The following is a 23,684-nucleotide window of genomic DNA, read 5'->3' as shown; positions in this document are numbered from 1 at the left end:
TTAATTGTGAATTGCTTTATTGAGTTGAGAATAAACGAATTAATTATAAAGAACATTTCTATATAGCTTTGTTTGTGTTTATTCTTAAAGCTTTTTATGTTAAAATATCCAATAAGGAAAAGCAATGAAAGAAATTCTTATCACTAATGACGATGGCTATGAAAGCGAAGGACTTAAAAAACTCATTAAGATGTTAAAAAAAGAATTTAAAGCCAAGATCACCATAGTAGCTCCTGCTAGTGAAAAATCAGCTTGTTCACACTCCATAACCCTAACCAAACCTTTGCGTTTTGTTAAAGTAGGAAAAAGATTTTACAAGCTTGATGATGGCACTCCAGCAGATTGTATTTATCTTGCGCTTCACGCACTTTATAAAACACGCTTGCCTGATCTTGTAATCAGTGGGATTAACAAAGGAGCAAACGTAGGTGAAGATATTACCTACTCAGGAACTTGTGCAGGAGCTATGGAGGCGGTTTTACAAGGAATTCCTGCTATCGCTCTTTCTCAATTTTATAAAAAAAGCGAAAAAGAACTAGACTATAAAAATGCTTTAAAAATTACCAAAAAAATCATTCAAAATATTTTTGATAAAGGTTTTCCTTTGGAAAAAAAAGAATTTTTAAATATCAATTTTCCTGCAAAATCAAAAATCAAAGGCATTAAAATTTGTAAAGCAGGCAAAAGGGTTTATAATTTTGAAGCCCACTCAAATGTCAATCCGAGAGGAGTTGAGTATTATTGGCTTGCAGCAGCGAATTTAGACTTTGAAGATGAGAAAAATAGCGATATTGTCTTACTTAAAAAAGGCTACGCTACAATAACCCCTATAATGCTGGATCTTACAGCTTATGAAAAAATGAAAAAAGTTAAAAAATGGTTAAAGGCAAATGATGAATGATAGATTTACACGTATAAAATGGCTAGTTGGAGAAGAAAAATTTCAAAAAATTTCACAAACAAAAGTTCTGGTTTGCGGACTTGGTGGAGTGGGTGGAATTTGCGTTGATGCACTTTATCGTAGCGGTTTTAAAAACCTTACTTTAATCGATGCGGATAAATTTGAAATCACCAATCAAAATCGCCAAATTCATAGCGAAAATATAGGCGAAGAAAAAGCTAAAGTATTTGAAAGAATTTACAAGGCTAAAGGTATAGTCAGCAAAATCGATGAAGATTTTTTAGAAAATTTTGATTTAAGCGAGTTTGATCTTATCATAGATGCCATTGATGATATCCCTGTAAAAGTAGCTTTGGCTCATCTTATAGATTTTAAAAAACAAATTTTTATCTCTTCAACAGGTGGAGCTAGAAAGCTTGATCCAACACGCATTAAAACTACAAGTATTTTTAAAACTCACGGCGATGCTTTAGCTAAAAAATTCCGTTATGAGCTTAGAAAATCAGGTTTTAAGGGAAATTTTGATGTGGTATTTTCTGATGAAGAAGCACATTGTAAAGATTTGGGTTCTTTTATGGGTGTAACAGCTTCTTTTGGTTTGGCTTTAGCAAGTTTAGCAATGAGAAAAGTCTTATCAAAATATAAAGAGCAATGAGAAATTTTATTGTATTTATATTGTTTTTGAATATAGCCATTGGAGAGGATAAAATACTTGGTAATTTTTTTAAAGATTATAATACAAGTGGGACTTTTATAGTCTTTGATGGAAAAAATTATGCAAGTAATGATTTTCAAAGAGCTAAACAAGCCTTTTCTCCTGCTTCAACTTTTAAAATTTTTAATGCTTTAATTGCGCTTGATAATGGTGTAGTTAGAGATACAAAGGAAATTTTTTATCATTATAAGGGCGAAAAAGTATTTTTGCCCTCTTGGAAACAAGATGCTAGTTTAAGCTCAGCTATAAAACGCTCTCAAGTGCCTGCTTTTAAAGAATTGGCAAGAAAAATAGGACTTAAAACCATGCAAGAAAGCTTAAATAAACTTTCTTATGGAAATGCAAAAATTTCAAAAATCGATACTTTTTGGCTAGATAATTCTTTACAAATTTCTGCAAAAAATCAAGCTGATTTACTTTTTAAATTTTCGCAAAATTCTTTACCTTTTTCTAAAAAAATTCAAGAAGAAGTTAAAGAAATTATTCTTTTTAAGGAAGATAAAATCCAAAAAATTTATGCTAAAACAGGTTTTAATGATAATATCAATTTAGCTTGGATTGTTGGATTTGTAAAGACTGAAAACAAAATTTTATCTTTTGCTTTAAATGTTGATATAAAGGACATTAAAAATATTAAAATAAGGGAAAATTATTAAATAAGTATTTAGCTAATTTTTCCAACAATAATAGGATTAAAAGCTTTTACTGAAAGTATGAGAGTATCGCCTATTTTTATATCTTGATAAGCTTTTAAAAATTCCTCTTCACTAAGAGTGATTTTAATAATATCTTGATTTAAAAGCAAGGTTAAAACCACTAAAATATCACTTTTTTTAATTTCTAGCAAAGTTGCACTCAAACGCAATTTTGCACTAATACTTGAATGAGTAAAAAATTCATTTTTAGGAAAATCCTTAATGATTTTTCCATTTTTAAGTTCTAAAATTCTATGACTTAACTTATAAATTTCAGTTAGATCGTGACTGACTAATAAAGTGCTTATCTTAAAATATTCTAAAATTTTAGCCAATTCATCTTGTAAATTGGCACGCATTTTAAAATCCAAAGCACTCAAAGGCTCGTCTAAAAGCAAAATTTTTGGTTCCCTTGCTAAAGCTCTTGCTAAGGCCACTCTTTGTGCTTGTCCTCCGCTTAAATGTTTAGGATAAATTTTAGCCAAATTTTCAAGACCCATTAAGGCTAAAAGCTCACTAATCTTTGTCTTAGAACTAGTGGCATAGGCGATATTTTCTTTTACATTCATATTTGGAAAAAGCGCATAATCTTGAAAAACAAAACCGATTTTTCTTTTTTGCAAAGCTAAACTAAAATTTTTTGAAGAATCAAACCAAAGTTCATTATCTACTTCTATACGCCCCAATTTAGGCTCTATAAGTCCTGCTATGATTTTTAAAAGAGTGGTTTTTCCTGCTCCGCTTTCGCCAAAAAGTGCGGTAATTTTTCCTGATTCTATATCTTTTTTAAAATTTAAATCCAGTCTTCCTTTGGCAGTATTCATAGGATGATTGATATTAATTTTTATCATTGAAAACTCATTTTTTTATTGACAAAATAAAGACTAAAAAGCACTAAAAAAGAAAAAATAAACAATATAAAAGCATATTGATGTGCCAAGCTATAGTTTAAGATTTCAAGTTCATCATAAATAGCTATACTAGCTACTAAAGTTTCACCTTGTTTATGTCCTCCTATCATCATCACGACTCCAAATTCACCCACAGTATGGGCAAAACTCATCGCACAAGCACTAAAAATTCCTGCTTTAGAATTAGGTAAAATCACTCTAAAAAGAGTATAAATTTTACCTTTACCTAAACTATAAGAAGCATCGAGCAAATTTGGATTGATCGATGAAAAGGCACTTTGCAAAGGATTTACCATAAAAGGCAAAGAAAAAATTAAAGAAGCAAAAACAAGACCTTCAAAACTAAAAACCAAAGAAAGATTAAAATATTCTTTTAAAACTTGCCCTAAAAAACTATTAGCCGAAAAAGTTACAAGCAAATAAAATCCCAAAACACTAGGAGGTAAAATCAAAGGCAAAGAAATAAAGCTTTGAAGGATTGTTTTAAAAGGAAAACGCACAAAACTTAACAAATAAGCTAAAAATACACCAATAAAAAAAAGAATAAAAGTCGTGATAAAAGCAAGTTTAAAAGTAAGATAAAGGGTTTGTAAAAAAGCTGGATTAAGCATTATGACTCCTTAATACAATATCATTTGCTTTTACAAAACAAAGCCATTCTTGATTTTCACAAAGTTCAAGTTCTAAAGCTTTTTCTTTGGTGATGATACTAGAAAGCTCGTTATCTTTAAAATCAAAAAATATCTGATACAAAAGTTCGCCTTTTTTAATTTTTGTAATTTTAGCTAAAAAAGAATTTTCAACACTTAAAAGAGTTTTACTTGTGCTAAAACAAAGCTCATGCTCTTTAAAAAGAAGTTCTACACTCGCACCAATTTTTAAATTTTCTAAAGATTTTAATTCAAGCATTAAAACACTAAAAATCACTTCTTTAGAAAGTATTTTAACAATAACTATATCCTCTTGATTTAAAAGCTCACAAATTTGTCCTTTTATAAGGTTCATGGTGTGCTAAATCCGTATTTTTTAAAAATCTCTTTTGCTTTTAAAGAGCCAATAAATTCGCTAAATTCAAAGGCTAATTTTTTATTCTTAGCATATTTTGTGATGACATAACTTTGCTCTAAAGGGCTAAAATACTTTGGATTAATAATACTTGTTTTACCTTTAGGATGATTAATAGGAGAAACTAAAGAATAAGCCACTATAGCTATATCTGCATTTTTACTATCTACATGTAAAACAGGCACTGAGATATTTTCACCTAAAACGATTTTATCCTTAAAAAGCTCATTTAAATCCAAATTTTCAAGCACTTCTTTAGCCGCTACTCCATAAGGAGCTACTTTAGGATTGGCTATGCTTAGATGCGTGATTTTACCTGCCTTTTCTTTTAAATTTTCAACACCTCCTTGGAGTAAATTTTCATCCAAACTATACAAAGCCAAAACTCCTAAAACATAAACTTTTGGCTTTATTAAGGCATTTTTATCATCATAAATAGCCTTAGCATATTTAGTATCCGCTGAAAAAAAGAGATCAAATTCTCTTCCTTGTTTTAAAAGCTCATAATATTTTCCAGAAGCACCAAAAACCAATTCTATTTTATCTTCTGGATGTGTTTTCAAAAACTCATCTTTAACTTCACTCATTGCCTTTGAAGCTGAAGAAGCTACAAAAATGCTTAAATTTTGTGCATTTAGATGTAAGGTAAAAAACAAAATCCCAAAAAATACTATAAATTTTTTCATTTAGTTTTCCTTGTGTAAAAATTTAATTTTTGGATTATAACACAAAAAATTCATTTTATATCATTTTTGCATAAAATAAATACAGGATGATAAGTGAGTTTGTTTTGAAATTTTTCTTCAAATTCTTTTAAAAAACCTTTATTTAAAGGATAAAATCCTAAAGAATTTACACCGCTAAATTTTAAATGTCTAAAAACATCTAAAGCATTATTAAAACTTAATTTTATGAGTTCTTGAGTGATTTTTACTTCATCAAAATAGATTTTAAAAATTTGCTCTAATTCATTTAAGCTAAAATAATTTAAACCAAAACCCGTGCTTTGTTTGATTTCTTTTAAATTTTGTTTTGCAAAAGTAGAAAGAAGTAAAATCCCATTTTGATTCAGCATATCCCTAAGACTTGGTATAATGCGTTTTAAATCAAGCCATTGCAAAGTTGCATTTGAAACAATAAGATCAAATTTCTCTTTACTTAAATCCTGTTTTGCAATTTCATTCATATTAAAAATTAAAATATTAGAATTTTCTTTAAAATCTAAAATATCGTTTCTTAAATACTCATTAAAAGTAATGAAATTTTGAAGTTTTTTGCTAAATTCACCTCTACCACAACCAAATTCAAACACTTTTTCAAAATGTGAAATTTTTAAATCTTTTAAAATTTCACAAAGTTTTAAACCCATAAAATCTTGCACTTTTGCATGTTTTTCATAATCTTTTGCTTTTAAAAAATTCAAATTTCATCCCAAGTTTTAAAATCAAAAAAAGCAAAATGCGGTTCATCTAAAAAAATAAGTTTTGAAAAAGCATTTTTTAAAGTATTTGGTGGAAAAATTTTATCTTCTTTACTTGAATAAACCTTATCCCAAAGCAAATTTTCTTCTTGTTTTGTTAAAGCAAAGTCAAAAAGTTTTTCAAGTTCTATTTTTAAAGCTTTTTCATCTTTAAAAATAAAATCTTTGACTAAGCTTTTGTGTTCTTCAAATAAAACTTCTTTGAAATTTTCTAATTTAAAATTTTGCAGGGTTTTTTTAAAAATTGTAGGATGAATTCCTTTTGATTTATCTATACCTAAATTTGTGCCATTTATGGCTATTTTTTGTTTAAAATTAAGCTCTTTTAAAAGTCTATTTGCTACGCAAACCCCCATAGAAAAAGCGATTAAAAAAAGTTCATCAAAAGCTTTGAAATCAAAATTTAAATCAAAATTTTCATAATCATAAAATAAAATCACATTTTTATTGCTTTTTAAATGCGAAAAATGACTAGGATGTGAAGCAAATCCTCCAAATATCACTATAAGTTTTTTTGAATCAGGATTTTTACATAAAAATTCATATTTCATAAAAGCTCTATTATCCTTTCAAGTTCTTCTGTGTTAAGTCCTGCATGTAAGGAAAAACGAATTCTGGCTTTATTCTTTGGCACGGTAGGTTCTTTGATCGCAGGAGCAAAAAATCCAGCTTTTTGGAGTTTTTGTGAAATTTCTAAGGCTTTTTTATTTTCACCTAAAAGTAAGCAAATGATATAAGCATCGCCTAAAACAGTGTGATTTTTTTCTTGCAATTTACTTTTAAAAAAAGTGCTTAAAAGTTCTAATTTTTCTCTTTCTTTCTTAAAACAAGGTATTTTTTTAAAAATAAATTGTGTCCAAGCTACATTAATAGGTGGCAAGGCTGTAGAATAAATAAAAGCTCTAGCTTTGTTGATGAAAAATTTTTTATATTTTTCATCACATATCATACAAGCACCTATGGAAGCAAGGGCTTTTCCAAAGGTAAAAACCAAAAAATCCACTTCATTTTCTAAGGCTAGTTTTTTAACAAGCCCCAAACCCTCTTTATCAAAACAACCCACGCTGTGTGCTTCATCTATATAAAGCTTAATTTTATCATAATGTTTTTTAAGCTCACACAAAGTTTTAAAATCGCTAAAATCTCCATCCATACTAAACAAAGCTTCGCTTAAAACGATGATATTTTCATAATTTTCATAATGTTTTTGGATTAAACTCTCTAAATGATTCATATCTTTATGATGAAAACGAAAAAAATCAGCTCCGCCAAGTCTTAAACCATCAATCATACTTGCATGAATAAATTTATCGGTTAAAAAAAGCGTCTTAGAAACGCTAGAAAGTGCTGCTATACAAGAGATATTTAGATGATAACCACTATTAAAATGTAAAATTTCCTTATCTTTAAATTTAGTCTTTAAAAAACTTTCTAATTCTTCATAAATTTCAAAATTTCCACTCAAACTTCTTGAACTCGAACTTGAAAAAAACAAATCTTGCTCTTTTAAGGTATTTAAAAACTCAGCTTTTAACTCTTTAGAAGACGCCAAATAAAGATAATCATTTCCTGCTAAATTTAAAAGTTTTTGATCTTGCTTATAAACAAATTTATTTTCATGTTTTAAAGGCGTTAGAGTTCTTAGATTGTGATTTTGCTCTAGATCTTGCAAAATTTTTTCAAGCTTCATTTTTTTCCTGTAAATTTAAAAATTTAAAGTATTATTTTGCCAAAATATTTTTAAAAAAGAAGTTATAATGCAAAATCAAATCTTAAAAAATCTCGATTTAAAACACATTTGGCACCCTTGCACACAAATGAAAGATCACGAAACCCTACCTTTAATCCCTATAAAAACAGCAAAAGGCGTGTGGCTTTATGATTTTGATGATAAAGCTTATATGGATTGTGTGAGTTCTTGGTGGGTAAATCTTTTTGGTCATTGTAATGAAAAAATCGCAAATGCCATTAAAAAACAAGTTAATGAGCTTGAACATGTGATTTTAGCAGGTTTTACACATGAGCCTATCATCAAACTTTCGGCTAGACTTTGTGAAAAAGTGGGGCGTGATTTTAATAAATGTTTTTATGCAGATAATGGCTCAAGCGCCATTGAAGTAGCACTTAAAATGAGTTTTCATTATCATTTAAATAAAGGTTTGAAAAAAAATAAATTTTTATCCCTAAGCAATTCCTATCATGGCGAAACCTTAGGGGCTTTAAGTGTGGGTGATATTGCACTTTATAAAGATACTTACAAAGCCTTGCTTTTAGAGTGTTTAAGCACTCCTGTGCCACAAGGTAAAGACTATACTAAAGAGCTTGAAATTTTAAAAGATATTTTAGAAAAAAATGCAAGTGAAATTTGTGCTTTTATACTTGAACCCTTGGTGCAATGTGCAGGAAATATGCATATGTATGAAGCTAGCTTTATCGATGAAGCGATCAAGCTTTGTCATGCTTTTAATGTGCAAGTGATTTTTGATGAAATTGCAGTAGGCTTTGGACGCACAGGAACTTTGTTTGCCTTACATCAATGCAAACAAAGCCCTGATTTTATCTGCCTTTCAAAAGGGATAACGGGTGGATTTATGCCACTTTCTGTAGTGCTTACAAGAGATGAAATTTATAATGCTTTTTATGATACTTATGAAAGCCAAAAGGCTTTTTTACATTCTCATAGCTATACGGGAAATACCTTAGCTTGTGCAGCAGCTAATGCGGTTTTAGATATCTTTGAAAATGAAAATATTTTAGAAAAAAATCAAATTTTAAGTACCTTTATCCAGCAAGAATTTTCAAAACTTAAAAAATTTGATTTTTTAGGAAATTTTAGAACTTGCGGAATGATTAGTGCTTTTGACATTTTAAGCCATAAACACGAACGCGTGGGACTTTTTGTATTTCAAAAAGCCTTAGAAAAAGGCTTGCTTTTAAGACCTTTAGCAAACACTATATATTTTATGCCTCCTTACATCATCACAAAAGAACAAATCGTTTATGTGGTGGAAAGTTTAGAGCAGATTTTTAAGGAATTTTAAGTTGTAAAATTTCTTGCATTTGTTCCTTAAAATCTTTATTTAAAATACTATTTTCATCAAAAAAATCAAGATTGATTATAGGAATTTTTGCATAATTTTTTATAAAATCATCTTGCAAGGTATCTTTTTTGCCCATCATTATAAGGGCTAAAAGATTGATATTTCTTTGCTTTAAAGCTTCAATGCTAAGCAAGATATGATTAATACTTCCAAGATAGTATTTTGCTACTAAAATCGTAGGGTGTTTAAAAATATTCATAAAATCAATCATAGTGTAATTTTCATCCATAGGAGAAAAAAGCCCACCCGCAAGCTCAATAAGTAGGTTCTTACTTTTTGGTAAAATGATATCTAGAGCTTTATAATCAAGCTTTTCTTTGATTTTTCCAAGATGAGGAGAAGCTGGAGTTTGCAAAAAAATACCTTCTTTAAAAACCTTTGTTTTTGGGCTAAATTTTGCAATAAACTCGCTATCTGTTGGAGTTCCTGCTTGAATGAGTTTAAAATAATCATAGTTAAAATTCGCACAAAAAGCTGCACTAAAATGTGTTTTTCCTACATCAGTATGTATTCCACTTACATAAATTTGCACAAAAAATCCTTAAGAAAGAAATTTTAAACCCACTGTACAAGCAATAATCACAGTGATTAAAAAAAGTTTTAAAAAACTTTTACTTTCTTTATAAAAAAGCACTCCTATCATTACCCCACCAGCGGTTCCAGCTCCTGTCCATATAGCATAAGCAACACTCATAGCGATATTTTGCATACTTAAACTTAAAAAAGTAAAAGAAAATCCAAAACACACTATCAAAGCCAAAAGGTAAAGCTTGTTTTTAGTGCTTACAAGTTCTTTCATGATTACCACACCAAAAATTTCACAAGCAGTAGCTAAAAACAAATAAAACCATTCCATAACTAAGCTTCCTTGCTTACCCGTTTAAGGGCTATAATGCTTAAAAGTAAAATCGCTATAAGCACAAGTTTAATTACAGAAACAGCCTCGTTAAAAATAAACATTTCATTTAAAACCACTCCTATAGTGCCAATGCCTACAAAAACACTATAAGTAATGCTTACTTCAAGTCTTTCACAAGCTTTTAAAAAACAAGTAAAAGAAATACAAACTCCAATGGCTGTTAAAATATAATGCCAAATTTCTGTAGAATATTTAAGTCCGCTTACCCAAAAGCATTCTATAATCCCACCTAAGATTATTAAAAACCAAGCTATATTGATATTGAATTTTTCATTCACATGAAGCCTTAAATTAACATAATATTTGTAAAACAAATTATATCTTAAAGAAATTAAAAGAAGCTATAAATTTACTTTTCCATAAGCCAAAATTAGATATAATCAAAGCTCATTTTTTAAGAAAGGACAAAAGATGTTAGAAGGTATCGTTAGAGAGAGTATCGGTAGAAAAGCTGCTAAAGCTTTAAAAAGAGATGGTTATCTAATCGCAAACATCTATGGAAAAGGATTAGAAAATATCAATGCCGCTTTTAAAGTAAATGAGTTTATTAAAGAAGTTCGTAAAAAAACTACTTTAATTTTTGATGTAAAAGTAGGTTCTCAAACTTTAAGCGTTGTAGTTGTGGATTATCAAAAAGATCCTGTAACTGCAGAACTTAAACATGTGGATTTAAAAGTTGCACAAAAAGGTGTGATTTCTAAATACATGGTTCCAGTTAAAATCACAGGAACAGCTATAGGTCTTAAAAATAAAGGTGTTTTAATCCAATCAAAAAGAAGATTAAAAGTAAAATGTGCAGCTGAAAATTTACCAAATTTCTTCGAACTTGATGTAAGTAAACTTGATGTGGGTGATGCTTTACTTGTTCGTGATATTGTAGTTCCTGCAGGAGTAACTATAATTGATGCTGATAGAGTAGCGGTTGTAGGCGTAGAAAAAGCTAGATGATTTTAGTCGTAGGGCTTGGCAATATAGGCGTAGAGTATGAAAATACCCGTCATAATGTCGGTTTTATGCTAATTGACTTGCTTTTAAAAGAAAGCAATTTTACAAATCTTACAAACTCTAAATTTAAAGGAGAACTTTTTAAAATAGGTTCTTCTTTACTTCTTCTTAAACCTAGCACTTATATGAATAATTCAGGACTTAGTGTAAAAGCAGTGAATGATTTTTATAAATGCGAAAGAATGATAGTTATCCATGATGATATAGATATAAATTTAGGATCCTTGCGCTTTAAAAAAGGCGGTTCAAGTGGTGGACATAATGGACTTAAAAGCATAGATACTTTATGTGGAAATGATTATGAAAGAGTGCGTATAGGAGTGGGAAAGGGTGAAAATGTGATTTCTCATGTTTTAGGTAAATTTAAACCCGAAGAAGAAATAACCTTAAGCAAAGTTTTAGAGCATACAAAAAAAGCTTTGCTTGAGCTTATTGAAAATGATGATTTGTCTGCTATATCATCCAAATACAGCCTAAAGGCTTAAGATGTGGATATTTTTTCGTTTTATTTCAGGGATTTATCTAAAAAATTTTTTTATTATATTTTTTTCTTTACTTGGTTTTTATTGCGGTATTGATTTGCTCTTAAATTTTAAAGATCTACCAAAAGCCGCAAATCTTGATTTGCTTTATATTATGTTTTTATCTTTCTCGGCAGTGCCTTATGTATTACCCATTTCTTTGATTTTTGCTTTGGTAGTTTCTTTGATTTCTATGATCAGAGCAAATGAATTTGTAAGTCTTTATGCGTTAGGACTGAGCAGAAATTATGTTATTTTATTTCCTTTTTTATGGGCTTTATTTTTTTGTTGTATTTATATAGGATTGAATTTTACTTCTTTTGCTTATGCAAATGATTATAAGAGAAATATTTTAAAAAATGGCACTATTATGAATCAAAGTGGAGAAGTGTTTTTGAAATTTAACAATAATTTTGTTTATATTTCAAAGATAAACAATGGACAAAATAGTGCTCAAAATATAAAAATTTTTAATATCAATGATTTAAATTTAAGCTCTTTTGTAAGTGCTAAAAATGCTTATTTTGAAGGTGAAAGTTGGATTTTGCGAGATGGTAATATTACATTATTACCTAAAAATTATGAACTTGCTAATGATGGTTTAAAGATACAAGATTTCTCCGAGCTTAAATCACTTGAGGGTTTTAAACCAAAGATTATAGAAGGGGTTGCTAGTAATAGTGATTATTCAATATCTGATGCACTTGAAAGTTTTGAGCTTTTTAAGGCGCAAAATGTCAATACAGATGCTCTTAAAATCAATCTTTATAAATTTGTTTTTACTCCTTTTTTTGCACCATTTTTAATGCTTATTATGTATTATTTTTTTCCTGTAATAGCAAGATTTTTTAATCTTGCTTTTGTAACTTTTATAGCTTTTGTAGCGACTTTGATGATTTGGGGAGTCTTGTTTTTGCTTACTAGATTAAGCGAAAATAATGTGATTGCAAGTGAAATTGGCATTGTAGTGCCTATTATAATTTTGGGTTGTTTGAGTGCTTATATGTATTATAAGCATCGATAAATTAAGCTTTGTGTAGTAAAATTATAAAAATTAAAGGTTAAATATGGATTATAAACAATTAAAGCAAGAATTTAATACTCCTTTTTATATTTACAATTTTGATTTCATAAAAGAGCGTTTTTTAAATCTCAAAGAGGCTTTTAAGGCTAGAAAATCTCAAATTTTTTACGCTGTAAAAGCCAATTCAAATTTAAGTTTGTTGCAAATGCTTGCAAATTTAGATAGTGGATTTGATTGTGTGAGTATAGGCGAGGTAAAGCGTGCCTTAAAAGCAGGGGCAAAAGCTTATAAGATTATTTTTAGTGGAGTAGGAAAAACCAAAGAAGAGTTAAGACAAGCTTTAGAATATGATATTTTATATATTAACCTTGAAAGCGAAGCTGAAATGATGCTTTTAGAAAGTGTAGCTAAAGAACTTAATCTAAAAGCAAGAATTAGCATTCGTGTTAATCCAAATGTTGATGCAAAAACCCATCCTTATATTTCTACAGGATTAAATGAAAATAAATTTGGTGTTGAAATTGTCATAGCAAGAAAAATGTATCTTTATGCAAAAAATTCATCTTTTTTAGAGCCCGTTGGAGTACATTTTCATATAGGTTCGCAACTTTTAGATATTTCTCCTATTCATGAAGCAGCAGGCATCGTTGCAAAACTTGTAAGAGAGTTAAAAGCCTTGCAAATCGATCTTAAATTTTTTGATATAGGCGGTGGTTTGGGTGTGGCTTATGAAAAAGATGAGTGTGAAGTTGATCTTTATAGTTATGCACAAGGTGTATTAGCACAACTTCATGGGCTTGATTTAACTATAGGAATGGAGCCTGGAAGGTATTTAGTTGCTAAAAGTGGAGAATTTGTTTGCTCGGTGCTTTATGAAAAACAAAATAAAATCAAGCGTTTTGTTGTAGTAGATGGAGCGATGAATGATCTTATACGCCCAAGTTTATACGAGGCTTATCATGAAATAATCTTACCTTATAATCAAGCTCAAGAGAGTTTATGTGATGTTGTGGGCGGAATTTGTGAGAGTGGAGACTTTTTTGCTAAAGCAAGGTCTTTACCCAGCACTCAAAGTGGTGATATAATGGTTATTAAAAATACTGGAGCTTATGGTTTTAGCATGAGTAGTAATTACAATACTCGTAATAAAGTTTGCGAATTAGCCCTCGAAGAAGGACAGGTAAGATTGATCCGTCAAAGAGAAAATTTTGAAGATCAAATCGCTTTAGAAGAGAAATTTTTAAAGGCTTAAAATGTTTTTTTTAGATGTTCAAGGGACTTTAATTTCTGATCATGATAAGAGTTTAATCCATGGTGCTAAAGAATTGATCGATTTTTTAAATGCAAAAAATCTTCCTTATGTTATTATTACTAACAATACAAAAAAACTTGATTTTTTAGAAAAATTACAGCAAAAAGGATTGGCTATAAAAGAAAATGCTTATATTGATCCTTTTAGCGTTTTAAAACACCTTTTAAAACCTTGTAAAGTTGCGGCTTTTGGTGCAGATGAGTTTGTAAAAAGTCTTGAAAATCTTGGTTTTGAACTTGATTTTGTAAATCCTAGTGCTGTGCTTGTAGCTAGTTATGATGATTTTAAATTTAAAGATTTTGCCACTATGATAGAATTTGCTAGAAGAGAAGTTAGGTTTATAGCTATGCACGAAACTAGCATTTATAAAAAAGATGGCAGGCCTTATCCTGGTGTAGGTAGCATTATGGCTATGCTTAAAAATGCTATTGATTTTAAATACGAGGTTGTGGGTAAGCCTAGCATTGCTTTTTATAAAGAAGCTTTAAATTTGATAAGAAGACAAAATTCAAAAATCGATTTTGAAGATATTAAAATCATTAGTGATGATTTTAGAGGAGATTTGCTTAAGGCAAAAGAACTCGGCATGAAAACCTTGCTAGTTTTAAGCGGCAAAATAAGCGACACAAAAGGGCTTGATACGGATTTGCTTGATGGAGTTTATCCTAGTGTTTTTGAGTTTTTAAAGGAGCTAAAATGCTAAATTTAGAAGAATTTAGAAATAAAATCGATGCGGTTGATGATAAAATTTTAGAACTTTTAAACGAAAGAATGACTTATGTTAAAAGCATAGGCGAGCTTAAACAAAGTAGCGGGGGAAGTATTTATCGTCCTGAGCGCGAAAGAGCCATTATCAATCGTTTAAAAAATGCAAATTTAGGACTTTTAGATCAAAATGCCATAGAGGCAATTTATCAAGAAATTTTTGCAGTTTCAAGAAATTTAGAAATGCCTCAAACTATAGCTTATTTAGGGCCTGAAGGAACTTATACTCATCAAGCAGCAAGAAGTCGTTTTGGAGCGATGAGTCGTTATATAGCCTTGGCTAATATCGAAGATGTTTTTAAAGAGTTAAGCAACAAAGAAGCAAAATACGGTGTTGTGCCTATAGAAAATAATACCGAAGGTGCAGTAGGTATTACTTTAGATTGTCTAGGTAGGTATAATGAGCTTAAAATTTTTGGTGAAATTTATATGGATATTCATCATTCTTTTGTGGGAATTAATGAAAATTTAAAAGAAATCAAACGTATTTATTCGCATCCACAAGGTTATAATCAATGTCGTAAATTTTTAGAAAGTCATGAACTTAGTGCTATAGAATTTGTTCCTTCAAAATCTACAGCTAATGCGGCTTATCTAGCTTCGCAAGATAAATATGCAGCAGCAATTTGCTCTAAAATAGCGGCTAAGCTTTATAATGTGCCTGTGCTTTTTGATAAAATAGAAGATAATGCAGCCAATAAAACAAGATTTTTAATTTTAAGCGATATTAAAAATCCTAAAATACCAAATTGTAAAACTTCTATTTTAGCACACACAGCACATAAACCTGGGGGGCTTAGCTTTTTATTAGAGCAGTTTAAAAAAGAAAATATCAATCTTACCAAGCTTGAATCTCGTCCTGTAAAATCAAAAGAATTTTTACACAGTTTTTATATAGATTTTGAAGGGCATATTGATGATGAAAATGTAAAAAAAGCTTTAAAAGATATACAAGAGATTGTTTGGCTTGGATCTTATTTATCAGGAGAGAAAGATGAAATTTAATGAATTTTTAAATCATTTAAGCAATTATGAACCCGGCAAAGATATAGAAGTTATTGCTAAAGAATATGGCGTTAAAGAAGTGATAAAATTAGCAAGTAATGAAAATCCTTTTGGCACGCCACCAAAAGCTATAGAATGTTTAAGACAAAATGCAAACAAAGCCCATCTTTACCCTGATGATAGTATGATAGAACTTAAAAGCACATTGGCTCAAAAATACAAAGTTCAAAATGAAAATATTATTATCGGTGCAGGCAGTGATCAAGTGATTGAATTTGCTATACATGCTAAGTTAAATTCTAAAAATGCTTTTTTGCAAGCTGGAGTTACCTTTGCTATGTATGAAATTTACGCCAAACAATGCGGTGCAAAGTGCTATAAAACTCAAAGCATTACTCATAATTTAGATGAGTTTAAAAAGCTTTATGAAACGCACAAAGATGAAATTAAACTCATTTTCTTATGCTTGCCAAACAATCCTTTAGGCGAGTGTTTGGATGCAAGTGAAGTGACCAAATTTATTAAAGGTGTGGAGGAGGATTGTTTAGTTGTGATTGATGCAGCTTATAATGAATTTGCAAGTTTTAAAGATAGCAAAAAACATTTAGAACCTTGTGAATTGATTAAAGAATTTGACAATGTACTTTATTTGGGAACTTTTTCTAAGCTTTATGGATTAGGAGGCTTACGCATTGGTTATGGCATAGCTGATGCTAGTATTATTAGTGCATTTTACAAGCTTCGTGCGCCTTTTAATGTGAGCAATCTTGCTTTAAAAGCAGCAGTTGCAGCAATGGATGATGATGAATTTACTGAAAAAACTTTAGAGAATAATTTTTCTCAAATGGAGCTTTATAAAGAATTTGCTAAAAAACATAATATCAAAATCATTGATAGTTATACAAATTTCATCACTTATTTTTTTGATGAAAAAAATAGTACAGATTTGTCTGAAAAATTGCTTAAAAAGGGTATAATAATAAGAAATTTAAAAAGCTATGGTTTAAATGCTATACGCATTACTATAGGAACATCTTATGAAAATGAAAGATTTTTTACAGAATTTGATAAGATTTTAAGATAGATATAAATCAAATAAAAATATGTAAAATTCGCCAAACTAAGGGATGAGAATTAATGGATTTTAAAAATATGTTTCATCAAATTGGGCAACTTTATCAAAATTTAACTCGCAAGCAGCGTATAGTGATTGCTGCATCTATTGTAGTGGTGGTTGGGTTTTTGGTTTTTTTAGCTTTATTTCGCGGAAGTGGTAGTAATGCAAATAATGGATATGCAGTTTTAGTTGAAAATGTAAGCCCAAGTTCTTCTGCTGCAATTGTAGCTAAACTTGAACAAAATAATATTCCCTATAAATTAGAAAGTGAAAATAAAATTTTAGTTCCACAAGATCAGGTTTATCGTCAAAGAATGTTTATTGCAAGCGAAGGTCTTATAAAAGATAGTCGCGTGGGTTTTGAAGCTTTTGATACTCAAGCTTTTGGAGCTACAAATGAAGAACAAAAGGTAAAATACCAAAGAGCCATAGAAGGCGAACTTGCAAGAACTATTGAGACTTTAGAACCTATTCGTAGCGCTGTTGTACACATAGCATTTCCTAAAGATAGTGTTTTTACCGAAAGGCAAATTCCGCCTACAGCTTCAGTTGTTGTTAATGTTCGCGAAGGCTTAAAGCTTACTAGAAAACAAATTGATGGTATAAAAAATATTGTTTCAGCGGCAGTTCCAAAACTTACTAAAGAAAATGTTAAGATTAGTGATCAAAGTGGTGTGCCTTTAGATGAGCAAGAAGCATATGAAGATGATTTGGTTCGTGCGCAAATTAAATTTAAAAGTGATCAAGAAAAAGCTTTAGAAGATAAGATTATAGAAAATTTAGCTCCTTTTGCAGGTGGTATGGATAAAGTAAAAGTGAGTGTAAATATAGATTTTGATTTTTCCAAGCAAGAATCTCAAAGTGAAATTTATGATCCAAATCCTATAGTGCGTAGCGAGCAAACTTTAAACGAGGAAAGAACAGGTAGAAAAGATCCAGAAATTCAGGGTGTTCCAGGTGCTGTTTCTAATATAGGTCCTGTTGAAGGACTTGACAATAAGGGTCAAATTGACACTTATAAAAAAAATCAAGTTACTACAAATAATGAACTTTCTAAAACTATTACAAATACCAAAAAACAATTTGCAACAGTTTTACGCACTTCAGCAGCTGTTACTATAGATGGAAAATATCAAGATGTGGTTGATGAAAATGGGGATGTGAAAAGCGAATATGTTCCATTAACCAAAGAAGAGCTTGCAAGTGTTGAGAGTATAGTTAAAAATACTATTAATTTTAGTGCTACTAGAGGTGATAGTGTTGTAGTTCAAAATTTACCATTTCATCGTGAGTCGATTAGAGTTGAGAGTAAAGTTAAAACTTTTTATAATCGTTTTATTGAGCCGTTTATTCCACCGGTTAAGTATTTTATTGCAGCGATTTTACTTTTTATTTTTTACAAAAAAGTTATTACTCCATTTACTCAAAAAATGCTTGAAGATGTCGCAGCGCAAGAAGAAATGCAGCAAGGTCCAAATGCTGTTTTAGATGATGTTGAAGATACTTTGGAAAAAATGAATGCAGCAAGGAAAAAAGTTGAAGAACAACTTGGTTTCGGAGATAATTTCAATGAAGATTCTATCCAATATGAGGTTTTGCTTGAAAAATTGCGTGGTTTGGTAAGTGATAAAAGCGAGGAAATTGCTGCACTTTTGCAAAATTTAATTCAAAACGATAGTGAATTTGGTGAAAAGGATATGTGATGATAAAGCTAAGTGAAGAACAAAAAATGGTCTATGATGATTTATCGATGCCTGAAAAGGTGGCGATATTTCTTATACAACTTGGCGAAGATGCAACAACTTCTGTGTTTTCACATATGGAAATTGATGTAATTACAGAAATTTCACGTTATATTGCTATGGCTAAAAATGTTGATAGATCCGTAGCTACTGCAGTTTTAGAAGAATTTTACACTCTGCTTCAATCAAATCAATATATTAAAAGCGGTGGTTTGGAATATGCTAAAGAAATACTTTTTCGTACTTTTGGGCCAGAGATTGCAAATAAAATTCTTGAAAAACTCACTAAAAGTATGGAGAATAATCAAAATTTTGCTTATTTGGCGCAAATTAAACCACAGCAACTTGCAGACTTTATTACTAAAGAGCACCCACAAACCATCGCTCTTATTTTGGCACACATGGATTCTATTCATGCGGCAGAAACTTTAGAGTATTTTAGTGATGAATTAAGGGCTGAGGTGGTTATAAGAATGGCAAATCTTGGCGATATTTCTCCAAGTATTATTAAAAGAGTTTCTGCAGTGCTAGAAAGCAAGCTTGAAAGTCTTACCTCTTATAAGGTTGAAGTGGGTGGCCCAAGAGCAGTAGCAGAAGTGCTTAATCGTTTGGGTCAAAAAGCAAGCAAATCAACCATTACTTATATTGAACAAAGTGATGAACGCTTAGCAGAGACTATTAAAGAGCTTATGTTCACTTTCGATGATATACAAAAACTTAGTACTCAAGCTATAAGAGAAATTTTAAAAGTAGCTGATAAGCGTGATTTAATGATAGGTTTAAAAGGTGCAAGTGAAGAGTTAAAGCAAAAATTCTTAGCCAATATGTCTACGCGTGCAAGCGAAGCTTTTCTTGAAGAAATGGGTTTTTTGGGTGCTGTGCGTGTTAAAGATGTTGAAGATGCACAAAGAAAGGTTGTTGAAGTGGTGCAAAAACTTGCAGAACAAGGTCTTGTTCAAACAGGCGATGCGGATGAAATGATAGAGTAGGTGAGAGATGGTTAATCGTAGTAATGTAATTTCCGGTGGGGATTCTGATCAGCATGTTGTTGAAGGATATCGTTTTAAAGTTATTTCAGAATTTGATAATCATACAGGTGAAAAAAAACATACTCAAACTCCAGATGAAGAAAATGCTAATATATCTTTAAATGACGAAAAACCAGTCGAAGAAAATCATGCTATTGCCCCTACGCAAGCTGTTATGGAAACTCAAATTCCAACATTTCAACCAAGTTTTGTTGAAGATTTGCTTAAAAAAACAGATGAAATGTCAAGCAATATTATTAAACTTCAAATGCAAATAGAAAGTCAAGAGAATGAATTTAATAACCGCTTAAATTCAGAACTTGAAAATGCTAAAGAAAAATTTGCCAAAGAAGGTTATGAGAAAGCAAAAGAAGAATTTCAAAAGGAATTGAGTGATTTTAAAGATAAGTATTTAAAAAGTATAGCCAAGCTCGATAATGCTTGTGAAAATCTTGAAAATTTTATAGAAAAAAACGAGAAAGAATTAGCAGATACCGCTATAGATATCGCTAAAGAAGTAATCTTAAAAGAGCTTGAACTAAATTCAAGTAAGATAGCTTATGCTTTGGCTAAAGATTTAATCGGCGAGCTTAAGGGTGCTAGTGCAATTGAGCTTAAGGTTAATGCAGAGGATTATGAGTATTTAAAAGAGCAATTTGATCAGAATACTCATATTAAAATAAGTCTTGATGATGCAATTAGCAAAGGAAGCGTTGTTATTATAAGTGACGCAGGCAATATAGAGTCCAATCTTAACTCTCGTCTAACTAAAATTAAAAAAATGGTGAATAATGAGTAAAAAATTTGCCCATACTCAAGAAGAGTTAGAAAAGCTAAGTTTAAAAGAATTAGAAAATTTAGCAGCATCTATGCGTGAAAAAATCATACAAGTTGTGAGTAAAAATGGTGGGCATTTAAGTTCAAATTTGGGTGCTGTAGAACTTAGTATAGCAATGCATTTGGTTTTTGATGCAAAAAAAGATCCTTTTATTTTTGATGTGTCACATCAATCTTATACACACAAGCTTTTAAGCGGAAAAGAAGAAATATTTGATACTTTAAGACAAATCAATGGTTTGAGTGGTTATACAAAACCTAGCGAGGGGGATTATTTTGTAGCAGGGCATTCTAGCACCTCTATTTCTTTGGCAGTAGGTGCTTGTAAGGCCATTGCTTTAAAGGGTGAAAAACGTATTCCTGTTGCTTTGATTGGAGATGGTGCTTTAAGTGCGGGTATGGCCTATGAGGCTTTAAATGAATTGGGTGATTCTAAATTTCCTTGCGTAATACTTTTAAATGATAATGAAATGAGTATTTCAAAACCAATTGGAGCAATTTCAAAGTATCTTTCTCAGGCTATGGCAACGCAGTTTTATCAAAGTTTTAAAAAGCGTATTGCTAAAATGTTGGATATATTGCCTGATAGTGCTACTTATATGGCCAAGCGTTTTGAAGAGAGTTTTAAACTTATTACTCCTGGGCTTTTGTTTGAAGAATTAGGGCTTGAATATATAGGGCCTATTGATGGACATAATCTAGGTGAAATTATTTCTGCATTAAAACAAGCAAAAGCTATGCAAAAGCCTTGTGTGATACATGCTCAAACCATAAAGGGTAAAGGCTATGCTTTAGCCGAAGGAAAACATGCTAAATGGCACGGGGTGGGAGCTTTTGATATAGATAGTGGAGAGAGTGTTAAAAAAAGTGATACTAAAAAATCTGCTACTGAAATTTTTTCTAAAAATTTGCTTGATTTAGCCTCAAAATATGAAAATATTGTTGGGGTTACGGCGGCTATGCCAAGTGGAACAGGTCTTGATAAGCTTATAGAAAAATATCCAAATCGTTTTTGGGATGTGGCTATTGCAGAACAGCATGCAGTAACTTCTATGGCTGCTATGGCAAAAGAAGGATTTAAACCTTTTATTGCAATATATAGCACCTTTTTGCAGCGTGCTTATGATCAAGTGATCCATGATTGTGCAATTATGAATTTAAATGTGGTTTTTGCTATGGATAGAGCAGGGATAGTAGGCGAAGATGGGGAGACACATCAAGGTGTTTTTGATCTTAGTTTTTTAGCTCCTTTGCCAAATTTCACTCTTTTAGCCCCAAGAGATGAGCAAATGATGCAAAATATAATGGAGTACGCTTATTTACATCAAGGACCTATTGCTTTTCGTTATCCTAGAGGGAGTTTTATTTTGGATAAAGAATTTAATCCTTGTGAGATAAAACTTGGTAAGGCACAATGGCTTGTAAAAAATAATAGTGAAATTGCTTTTTTGGGTTATGGACAAGGTGTGGCAAAAGCGTGGCAAGTTTTAAGAGCCTTGCAAGAAATGAATAATAATGCTAATTTGATCGATTTAATTTTTGCTAAACCTTTAGATGAAGAGCTTTTGCGTGAGCTTGCTAAAAAAAGTAAAATTTGGTTTATTTTTAGTGAAAATGTTAAAATTGGCGGTATAGAAAGTTTAATTAATAATTTTTTACAAAAATATGATTTGCATGTAAAAGTTATTAGCTTTGAATATGAAGACAAATTTATTGAACATGGAAAAACAAGTGAGGTGGAAAAAAATCTAGAAAAAGATGTCAATAGTTTGTTGACGAAAGTTTTAAAATTTTATCATTAAATAATAAAAAATATTATTTAATATAAACTTCTTTTAATAAAAATTTTATTATTATTTCCACTTAAAAAAGCAAGGAATAAATACAATGGAATTACTACAAATGCTTAAAAAACATGAGTTAAAAGCTACTCCGCAAAGACTATGTGTTTTAAAAATTTTAAAAAGACATGAGCATCCTAATATTGATGAATTATATGCAGAAATTAAAAAAGAATACCCTTCAATCTCTTTAGCGACGGTTTATAAAAATCTTAATACTTTACAAGAACAAGGTTTAGTTGTTGAAATCAATGTTTTAAATCAAAAAACTTGTTACGATATTTATGAAGAAGAACATATTCATGTAGTTTGCGCCAAATGTGGTGGTATAGAGGATTTAAGTTTTAAAGATGCTAAGCTTTATGAATATCAAGAGCATTTAGAAAAAAAGATAGGCAATCTCGTCAATCATCTGTCCGTTTGTGCTTATGTTGATAGTTGTAAAAAGTGTCATTAAGCAAAATAAGGTTAAAATAGCCCATATATTTTAAGGGTTATTTTAATGGTTTATGAAATTCAAAAAAACTTTTTACTATCTGATTGCACTCTTTTAGAGAATTTAAAAAAAGATAATATACCTTTTCGAAATTCTAAATTTGAAACTTTTTATACTCAAATAACTTCAAATCATAGTGTTAAATTTCAAAGTTTTTGCAATGAATTTTATAAAATTACAAAATTTAATAATTCAATTTTAGAACAGAATCAAGAAGAGAAAATTTCTAAAAAAAAATTTGAAAAAGCTCGAAAAAAGATTATAGGAAAGAGCATTAAAAAAGAACGCTTCGAATTTAAATTGTGTTCTTTAAAAAGTTATATTGATATTTATGAAGAGCCTAAAATTTGTATTTTAAAAATATTTTTTCCAACGTTGGATAGTTCCAATGAATTTAAAATCCCTAAAGATTTTAAAATTCAAAAAGAATTACATCATGATTTAAATTCTAAACATATCGTTTTATATGGTTTTGAATATCAAAAGTTTGATATAGAGAAATGTTTTAAAATTATAGAAAAAAATCAGAATTTTAGCTTGGATTTTCCAAATTATATTAATGCTTATGATGGATTTAGGATTTTTTTATTTTATTTATTTAAAAAATTAAAATTTTATTGGACTTTATCTTTAGAGAGAAAAGATAAGCAAAGTTTATGTGAATTTTTATTTTATTCAAGAAGTTTGTATATAGTTTTATCAAGCATGAATACTATTTTAGATAAAAATTTGAGTAATATTTTGGCTTTAAAGTTTAAAGATATAACGAAAAAAACTCAAGATATTTTAGCAAGTGAAAATTCAAATCAAGATTTATTACTATTTTTAAGCGATGAAAAAATCCAAGATTTGTTTAATGATTTTGATTTTTTCATAAAGGAAAATTCTTTTTATGAAGGCGATTGCAAAGATAGGTTTTTTAAACAACTTGTTGCGTTAGAACTTAGAAAAAAAATTATTTTATTTAGAAAAAATATACTAAAAAATTTTGATTTAGAGCTTTTTGAAAATAGTTTTTTTGAATTGGCAATATTTTTAGAATATTTTTATCGTTTTTTAGAGATAAAAAATTTAAACAAACTTTATGAAAAATATTGCAAAGATAGAGATAAAAATATTTTTTCGAAAATAATCAATAATAAAAATAAATTTTGCAAATTGCTTAAAAAATCAAGTAAAAATTTGAAAATTTACAAAGGATAAA

General features: G+C 29.8%; 26 protein-coding genes and 1 pseudogene. 17 read left to right on the top strand and 10 right to left on the bottom strand.

Going from position 1 to position 23,684, the window contains the following annotated elements; genetic code table 11:
• The first annotated feature begins 124 nt into the window (after positions 1–124).
• The 3 genes and pseudogenes from surE (at position 125) to blaOXA (ending at position 2,325) form a co-directional block, all read left to right on the top strand.
• Positions 125–901 carry a 5'/3'-nucleotidase SurE gene (gene surE, locus AJN69_RS04605; RefSeq protein WP_044780369.1) on the top strand — a complete coding sequence of 259 codons (777 nt, stop codon included), beginning with the start codon at positions 125–127 and terminating at the stop codon, positions 899–901.
• Positions 891–1,556, top strand: coding sequence for a ThiF family adenylyltransferase (locus tag AJN69_RS04600; protein WP_079396828.1), 666 nt, complete (start codon positions 891–893; stop codon positions 1,554–1,556). Before surE ends, AJN69_RS04600 begins: the two co-directional genes overlap by 11 nt.
• Positions 1,553–2,325, top strand: a pseudogene (gene blaOXA, locus AJN69_RS04595) (OXA-184 family class D beta-lactamase). Before AJN69_RS04600 ends, blaOXA begins: the two are co-directional and overlap by 4 nt.
• On the opposite strand, the gene AJN69_RS04590 reads toward blaOXA, so the two are convergent.
• The 7 genes from AJN69_RS04590 to AJN69_RS04560 are packed head-to-tail and all read right to left on the bottom strand — an operon-like array spanning position 2,281 to position 7,457.
• Positions 2,281–3,162, bottom strand: coding sequence for a sulfate/molybdate ABC transporter ATP-binding protein (locus AJN69_RS04590; protein WP_070210119.1), 882 nt, complete (start codon positions 3,160–3,162; stop codon positions 2,281–2,283). The pseudogene blaOXA and the gene AJN69_RS04590 sit on opposite strands and share 45 nt — an antisense overlap.
• A complete protein-coding gene (gene modB, locus AJN69_RS04585; RefSeq protein ID WP_070210120.1) occupies positions 3,159–3,833 on the bottom strand; it encodes a molybdate ABC transporter permease subunit in 675 nt (224 codons plus the stop codon). Before modB ends, AJN69_RS04590 begins: the two co-directional genes overlap by 4 nt.
• Complete coding sequence (locus AJN69_RS04580) at positions 3,826–4,227, bottom strand: molybdopterin-binding protein (protein ID WP_070210121.1); 402 nt, start codon at positions 4,225–4,227, stop codon at positions 3,826–3,828. Before AJN69_RS04580 ends, modB begins: the two co-directional genes overlap by 8 nt.
• Positions 4,224–4,973, bottom strand: a complete 750-nt coding sequence (modA, locus tag AJN69_RS04575; protein ID WP_070210122.1) for a molybdate ABC transporter substrate-binding protein — start codon at positions 4,971–4,973, stop codon at positions 4,224–4,226. Before modA ends, AJN69_RS04580 begins: the two co-directional genes overlap by 4 nt.
• Before the next feature lie 50 nt (positions 4,974–5,023).
• Positions 5,024–5,710, bottom strand: coding sequence for a malonyl-ACP O-methyltransferase BioC (gene bioC / locus AJN69_RS04570; protein WP_002880517.1), 687 nt, complete (start codon positions 5,708–5,710; stop codon positions 5,024–5,026).
• Positions 5,707–6,318 carry a pimeloyl-ACP methyl esterase BioG family protein gene (locus tag AJN69_RS04565; protein ID WP_002880516.1) on the bottom strand — a complete coding sequence of 204 codons (612 nt, stop codon included), beginning with the start codon at positions 6,316–6,318 and terminating at the stop codon, positions 5,707–5,709. The genes bioC and AJN69_RS04565 overlap by 4 nt, the downstream gene beginning before the upstream one ends.
• Positions 6,315–7,457: a pyridoxal phosphate-dependent aminotransferase family protein gene (locus AJN69_RS04560; protein WP_070210123.1), complete on the bottom strand. Its 1,143-nt coding sequence runs from the start codon at positions 7,455–7,457 to the stop codon at positions 6,315–6,317. Before AJN69_RS04560 ends, AJN69_RS04565 begins: the two co-directional genes overlap by 4 nt.
• A 67-nt stretch (positions 7,458–7,524) precedes the next feature.
• Here AJN69_RS04560 and AJN69_RS04555 point away from each other — a divergent pair, with 67 nt between their 5' ends.
• Positions 7,525–8,808 (top strand): adenosylmethionine--8-amino-7-oxononanoate transaminase, encoded by a 1,284-nt coding sequence (locus tag AJN69_RS04555; RefSeq protein ID WP_002880514.1) that lies wholly within the window; start codon positions 7,525–7,527, stop codon positions 8,806–8,808.
• Here the strand turns inward: AJN69_RS04555 and AJN69_RS04550 are convergent.
• The 3 genes from AJN69_RS04550 to AJN69_RS04540 are packed head-to-tail and all read right to left on the bottom strand — an operon-like array spanning position 8,795 to position 10,065.
• Positions 8,795–9,400 (bottom strand): dethiobiotin synthase, encoded by a 606-nt coding sequence (locus AJN69_RS04550; RefSeq protein ID WP_002880513.1) that lies wholly within the window; start codon positions 9,398–9,400, stop codon positions 8,795–8,797. The genes AJN69_RS04555 and AJN69_RS04550 overlap by 14 nt on opposite strands.
• Positions 9,401–9,409: 9 nt before the next feature.
• Positions 9,410–9,724 (bottom strand): multidrug efflux SMR transporter, encoded by a 315-nt coding sequence (locus AJN69_RS04545; protein ID WP_002857436.1) that lies wholly within the window; start codon positions 9,722–9,724, stop codon positions 9,410–9,412.
• Between the two features lie 2 nt (positions 9,725–9,726).
• Entirely contained in the window at positions 9,727–10,065 is a 339-nt protein-coding gene (locus AJN69_RS04540) for a multidrug efflux SMR transporter (protein WP_002880510.1), read from the bottom strand.
• Between the two features lie 133 nt (positions 10,066–10,198).
• On the opposite strand from AJN69_RS04540, the gene AJN69_RS04535 reads away from it, so the two are divergent.
• The 13 genes from AJN69_RS04535 (at position 10,199) to AJN69_RS04475 (ending at position 23,683) form a co-directional block, all read left to right on the top strand.
• On the top strand, positions 10,199–10,735 hold the full coding sequence (locus tag AJN69_RS04535) for a 50S ribosomal protein L25/general stress protein Ctc (RefSeq protein ID WP_002880509.1): 537 nt from the start codon (positions 10,199–10,201) through the stop codon (positions 10,733–10,735).
• On the top strand, positions 10,732–11,277 hold the full coding sequence (gene pth / locus AJN69_RS04530; RefSeq protein WP_002861093.1) for an aminoacyl-tRNA hydrolase: 546 nt from the start codon (positions 10,732–10,734) through the stop codon (positions 11,275–11,277). Before AJN69_RS04535 ends, pth begins: the two co-directional genes overlap by 4 nt.
• 1 nt (position 11,278) lies before the next feature.
• Positions 11,279–12,337: an LptF/LptG family permease gene (locus AJN69_RS04525; RefSeq protein WP_070287911.1), complete on the top strand. Its 1,059-nt coding sequence runs from the start codon at positions 11,279–11,281 to the stop codon at positions 12,335–12,337.
• A gap of 43 nt (positions 12,338–12,380) precedes the next feature.
• Positions 12,381–13,589, top strand: a complete 1,209-nt coding sequence (gene lysA, locus AJN69_RS04520; RefSeq protein ID WP_044779541.1) for a diaminopimelate decarboxylase — start codon at positions 12,381–12,383, stop codon at positions 13,587–13,589.
• A gap of 1 nt (position 13,590) precedes the next feature.
• On the top strand, positions 13,591–14,352 hold the full coding sequence (locus tag AJN69_RS04515) for an HAD-IIA family hydrolase (RefSeq protein ID WP_044779540.1): 762 nt from the start codon (positions 13,591–13,593) through the stop codon (positions 14,350–14,352).
• Positions 14,346–15,419 (top strand): prephenate dehydratase, encoded by a 1,074-nt coding sequence (gene pheA / locus AJN69_RS04510; protein ID WP_044779539.1) that lies wholly within the window; start codon positions 14,346–14,348, stop codon positions 15,417–15,419. Before AJN69_RS04515 ends, pheA begins: the two co-directional genes overlap by 7 nt.
• Entirely contained in the window at positions 15,409–16,503 is a 1,095-nt protein-coding gene (gene hisC / locus AJN69_RS04505) for a histidinol-phosphate transaminase (protein WP_002922251.1), read from the top strand. The genes pheA and hisC overlap by 11 nt, the downstream gene beginning before the upstream one ends.
• Positions 16,504–16,556: 53 nt before the next feature.
• Positions 16,557–18,239 (top strand): flagellar basal-body MS-ring/collar protein FliF, encoded by a 1,683-nt coding sequence (gene fliF, locus AJN69_RS04500; RefSeq protein WP_002861099.1) that lies wholly within the window; start codon positions 16,557–16,559, stop codon positions 18,237–18,239.
• A complete protein-coding gene (gene fliG / locus AJN69_RS04495) occupies positions 18,239–19,267 on the top strand; it encodes a flagellar motor switch protein FliG (RefSeq protein WP_002854670.1) in 1,029 nt (342 codons plus the stop codon). The genes fliF and fliG overlap by 1 nt, the downstream gene beginning before the upstream one ends.
• Before the next feature lie 7 nt (positions 19,268–19,274).
• A complete protein-coding gene (gene fliH, locus AJN69_RS04490) occupies positions 19,275–20,105 on the top strand; it encodes a flagellar assembly protein FliH (RefSeq protein ID WP_052858505.1) in 831 nt (276 codons plus the stop codon).
• The gene (gene dxs, locus AJN69_RS04485; RefSeq protein ID WP_044780390.1) at positions 20,098–21,945 is read left to right on the top strand and encodes a 1-deoxy-D-xylulose-5-phosphate synthase; all 1,848 of its coding nucleotides are present in this window, start codon (positions 20,098–20,100) and stop codon (positions 21,943–21,945) included. Before fliH ends, dxs begins: the two co-directional genes overlap by 8 nt.
• Before the next feature lie 85 nt (positions 21,946–22,030).
• Entirely contained in the window at positions 22,031–22,441 is a 411-nt protein-coding gene (perR, locus tag AJN69_RS04480; RefSeq protein WP_002861102.1) for a peroxide-responsive transcriptional repressor PerR, read from the top strand.
• A gap of 45 nt (positions 22,442–22,486) precedes the next feature.
• Entirely contained in the window at positions 22,487–23,683 is a 1,197-nt protein-coding gene (locus AJN69_RS04475) for a hypothetical protein (RefSeq protein ID WP_002880500.1), read from the top strand.
• The last annotated feature ends 1 nt before the right edge of the window (position 23,684 follow it).

Source organism: Campylobacter sp. BCW_4338 (assembly GCF_001763255.1).
In the GTDB taxonomy this organism is placed as follows: domain Bacteria; phylum Campylobacterota; class Campylobacteria; order Campylobacterales; family Campylobacteraceae; genus Campylobacter_D; species Campylobacter_D jejuni.
The sequence above is the reverse complement of the archived record's forward strand: the minus strand, read 5'-3'. Positions and strand labels throughout refer to the sequence as shown.

What these genes read in the sequence shown, in the direction of transcription:
- pheA (WP_044779539.1), top strand. Translation starts at nt 14,346, where the DNA reads ATGCTAAATTTAGAAGAATTTAGAAATAAAATCGATGCGGTTGATGAT.
- modB (WP_070210120.1), bottom strand. Translation starts at nt 3,833, where the DNA reads ATGCTTAATCCAGCTTTTTTACAAACCCTTTATCTTACTTTTAAACTT.
- AJN69_RS04515 (WP_044779540.1), top strand. Translation starts at nt 13,591, where the DNA reads ATGTTTTTTTTAGATGTTCAAGGGACTTTAATTTCTGATCATGATAAG.
- AJN69_RS04475 (WP_002880500.1), top strand. Translation starts at nt 22,487, where the DNA reads ATGGTTTATGAAATTCAAAAAAACTTTTTACTATCTGATTGCACTCTT.
- dxs (WP_044780390.1), top strand. Translation starts at nt 20,098, where the DNA reads ATGAGTAAAAAATTTGCCCATACTCAAGAAGAGTTAGAAAAGCTAAGT.
- hisC (WP_002922251.1), top strand. Translation starts at nt 15,409, where the DNA reads ATGAAATTTAATGAATTTTTAAATCATTTAAGCAATTATGAACCCGGC.
- fliG (WP_002854670.1), top strand. Translation starts at nt 18,239, where the DNA reads ATGATAAAGCTAAGTGAAGAACAAAAAATGGTCTATGATGATTTATCG.
- fliF (WP_002861099.1), top strand. Translation starts at nt 16,557, where the DNA reads ATGGATTTTAAAAATATGTTTCATCAAATTGGGCAACTTTATCAAAAT.
- perR (WP_002861102.1), top strand. Translation starts at nt 22,031, where the DNA reads ATGGAATTACTACAAATGCTTAAAAAACATGAGTTAAAAGCTACTCCG.
- AJN69_RS04565 (WP_002880516.1), bottom strand. Translation starts at nt 6,318, where the DNA reads ATGAAATATGAATTTTTATGTAAAAATCCTGATTCAAAAAAACTTATA.
- AJN69_RS04590 (WP_070210119.1), bottom strand. Translation starts at nt 3,162, where the DNA reads ATGATAAAAATTAATATCAATCATCCTATGAATACTGCCAAAGGAAGA.
- AJN69_RS04525 (WP_070287911.1), top strand. Translation starts at nt 11,279, where the DNA reads ATGTGGATATTTTTTCGTTTTATTTCAGGGATTTATCTAAAAAATTTT.
- AJN69_RS04545 (WP_002857436.1), bottom strand. Translation starts at nt 9,724, where the DNA reads ATGGAATGGTTTTATTTGTTTTTAGCTACTGCTTGTGAAATTTTTGGT.
- fliH (WP_052858505.1), top strand. Translation starts at nt 19,275, where the DNA reads ATGGTTAATCGTAGTAATGTAATTTCCGGTGGGGATTCTGATCAGCAT.
- AJN69_RS04580 (WP_070210121.1), bottom strand. Translation starts at nt 4,227, where the DNA reads ATGAACCTTATAAAAGGACAAATTTGTGAGCTTTTAAATCAAGAGGAT.
- AJN69_RS04600 (WP_079396828.1), top strand. Translation starts at nt 891, where the DNA reads ATGATGAATGATAGATTTACACGTATAAAATGGCTAGTTGGAGAAGAA.
- surE (WP_044780369.1), top strand. Translation starts at nt 125, where the DNA reads ATGAAAGAAATTCTTATCACTAATGACGATGGCTATGAAAGCGAAGGA.
- lysA (WP_044779541.1), top strand. Translation starts at nt 12,381, where the DNA reads ATGGATTATAAACAATTAAAGCAAGAATTTAATACTCCTTTTTATATT.
- AJN69_RS04560 (WP_070210123.1), bottom strand. Translation starts at nt 7,457, where the DNA reads ATGAAGCTTGAAAAAATTTTGCAAGATCTAGAGCAAAATCACAATCTA.
- modA (WP_070210122.1), bottom strand. Translation starts at nt 4,973, where the DNA reads ATGAAAAAATTTATAGTATTTTTTGGGATTTTGTTTTTTACCTTACAT.
- AJN69_RS04555 (WP_002880514.1), top strand. Translation starts at nt 7,525, where the DNA reads ATGCAAAATCAAATCTTAAAAAATCTCGATTTAAAACACATTTGGCAC.
- AJN69_RS04535 (WP_002880509.1), top strand. Translation starts at nt 10,199, where the DNA reads ATGTTAGAAGGTATCGTTAGAGAGAGTATCGGTAGAAAAGCTGCTAAA.
- pth (WP_002861093.1), top strand. Translation starts at nt 10,732, where the DNA reads ATGATTTTAGTCGTAGGGCTTGGCAATATAGGCGTAGAGTATGAAAAT.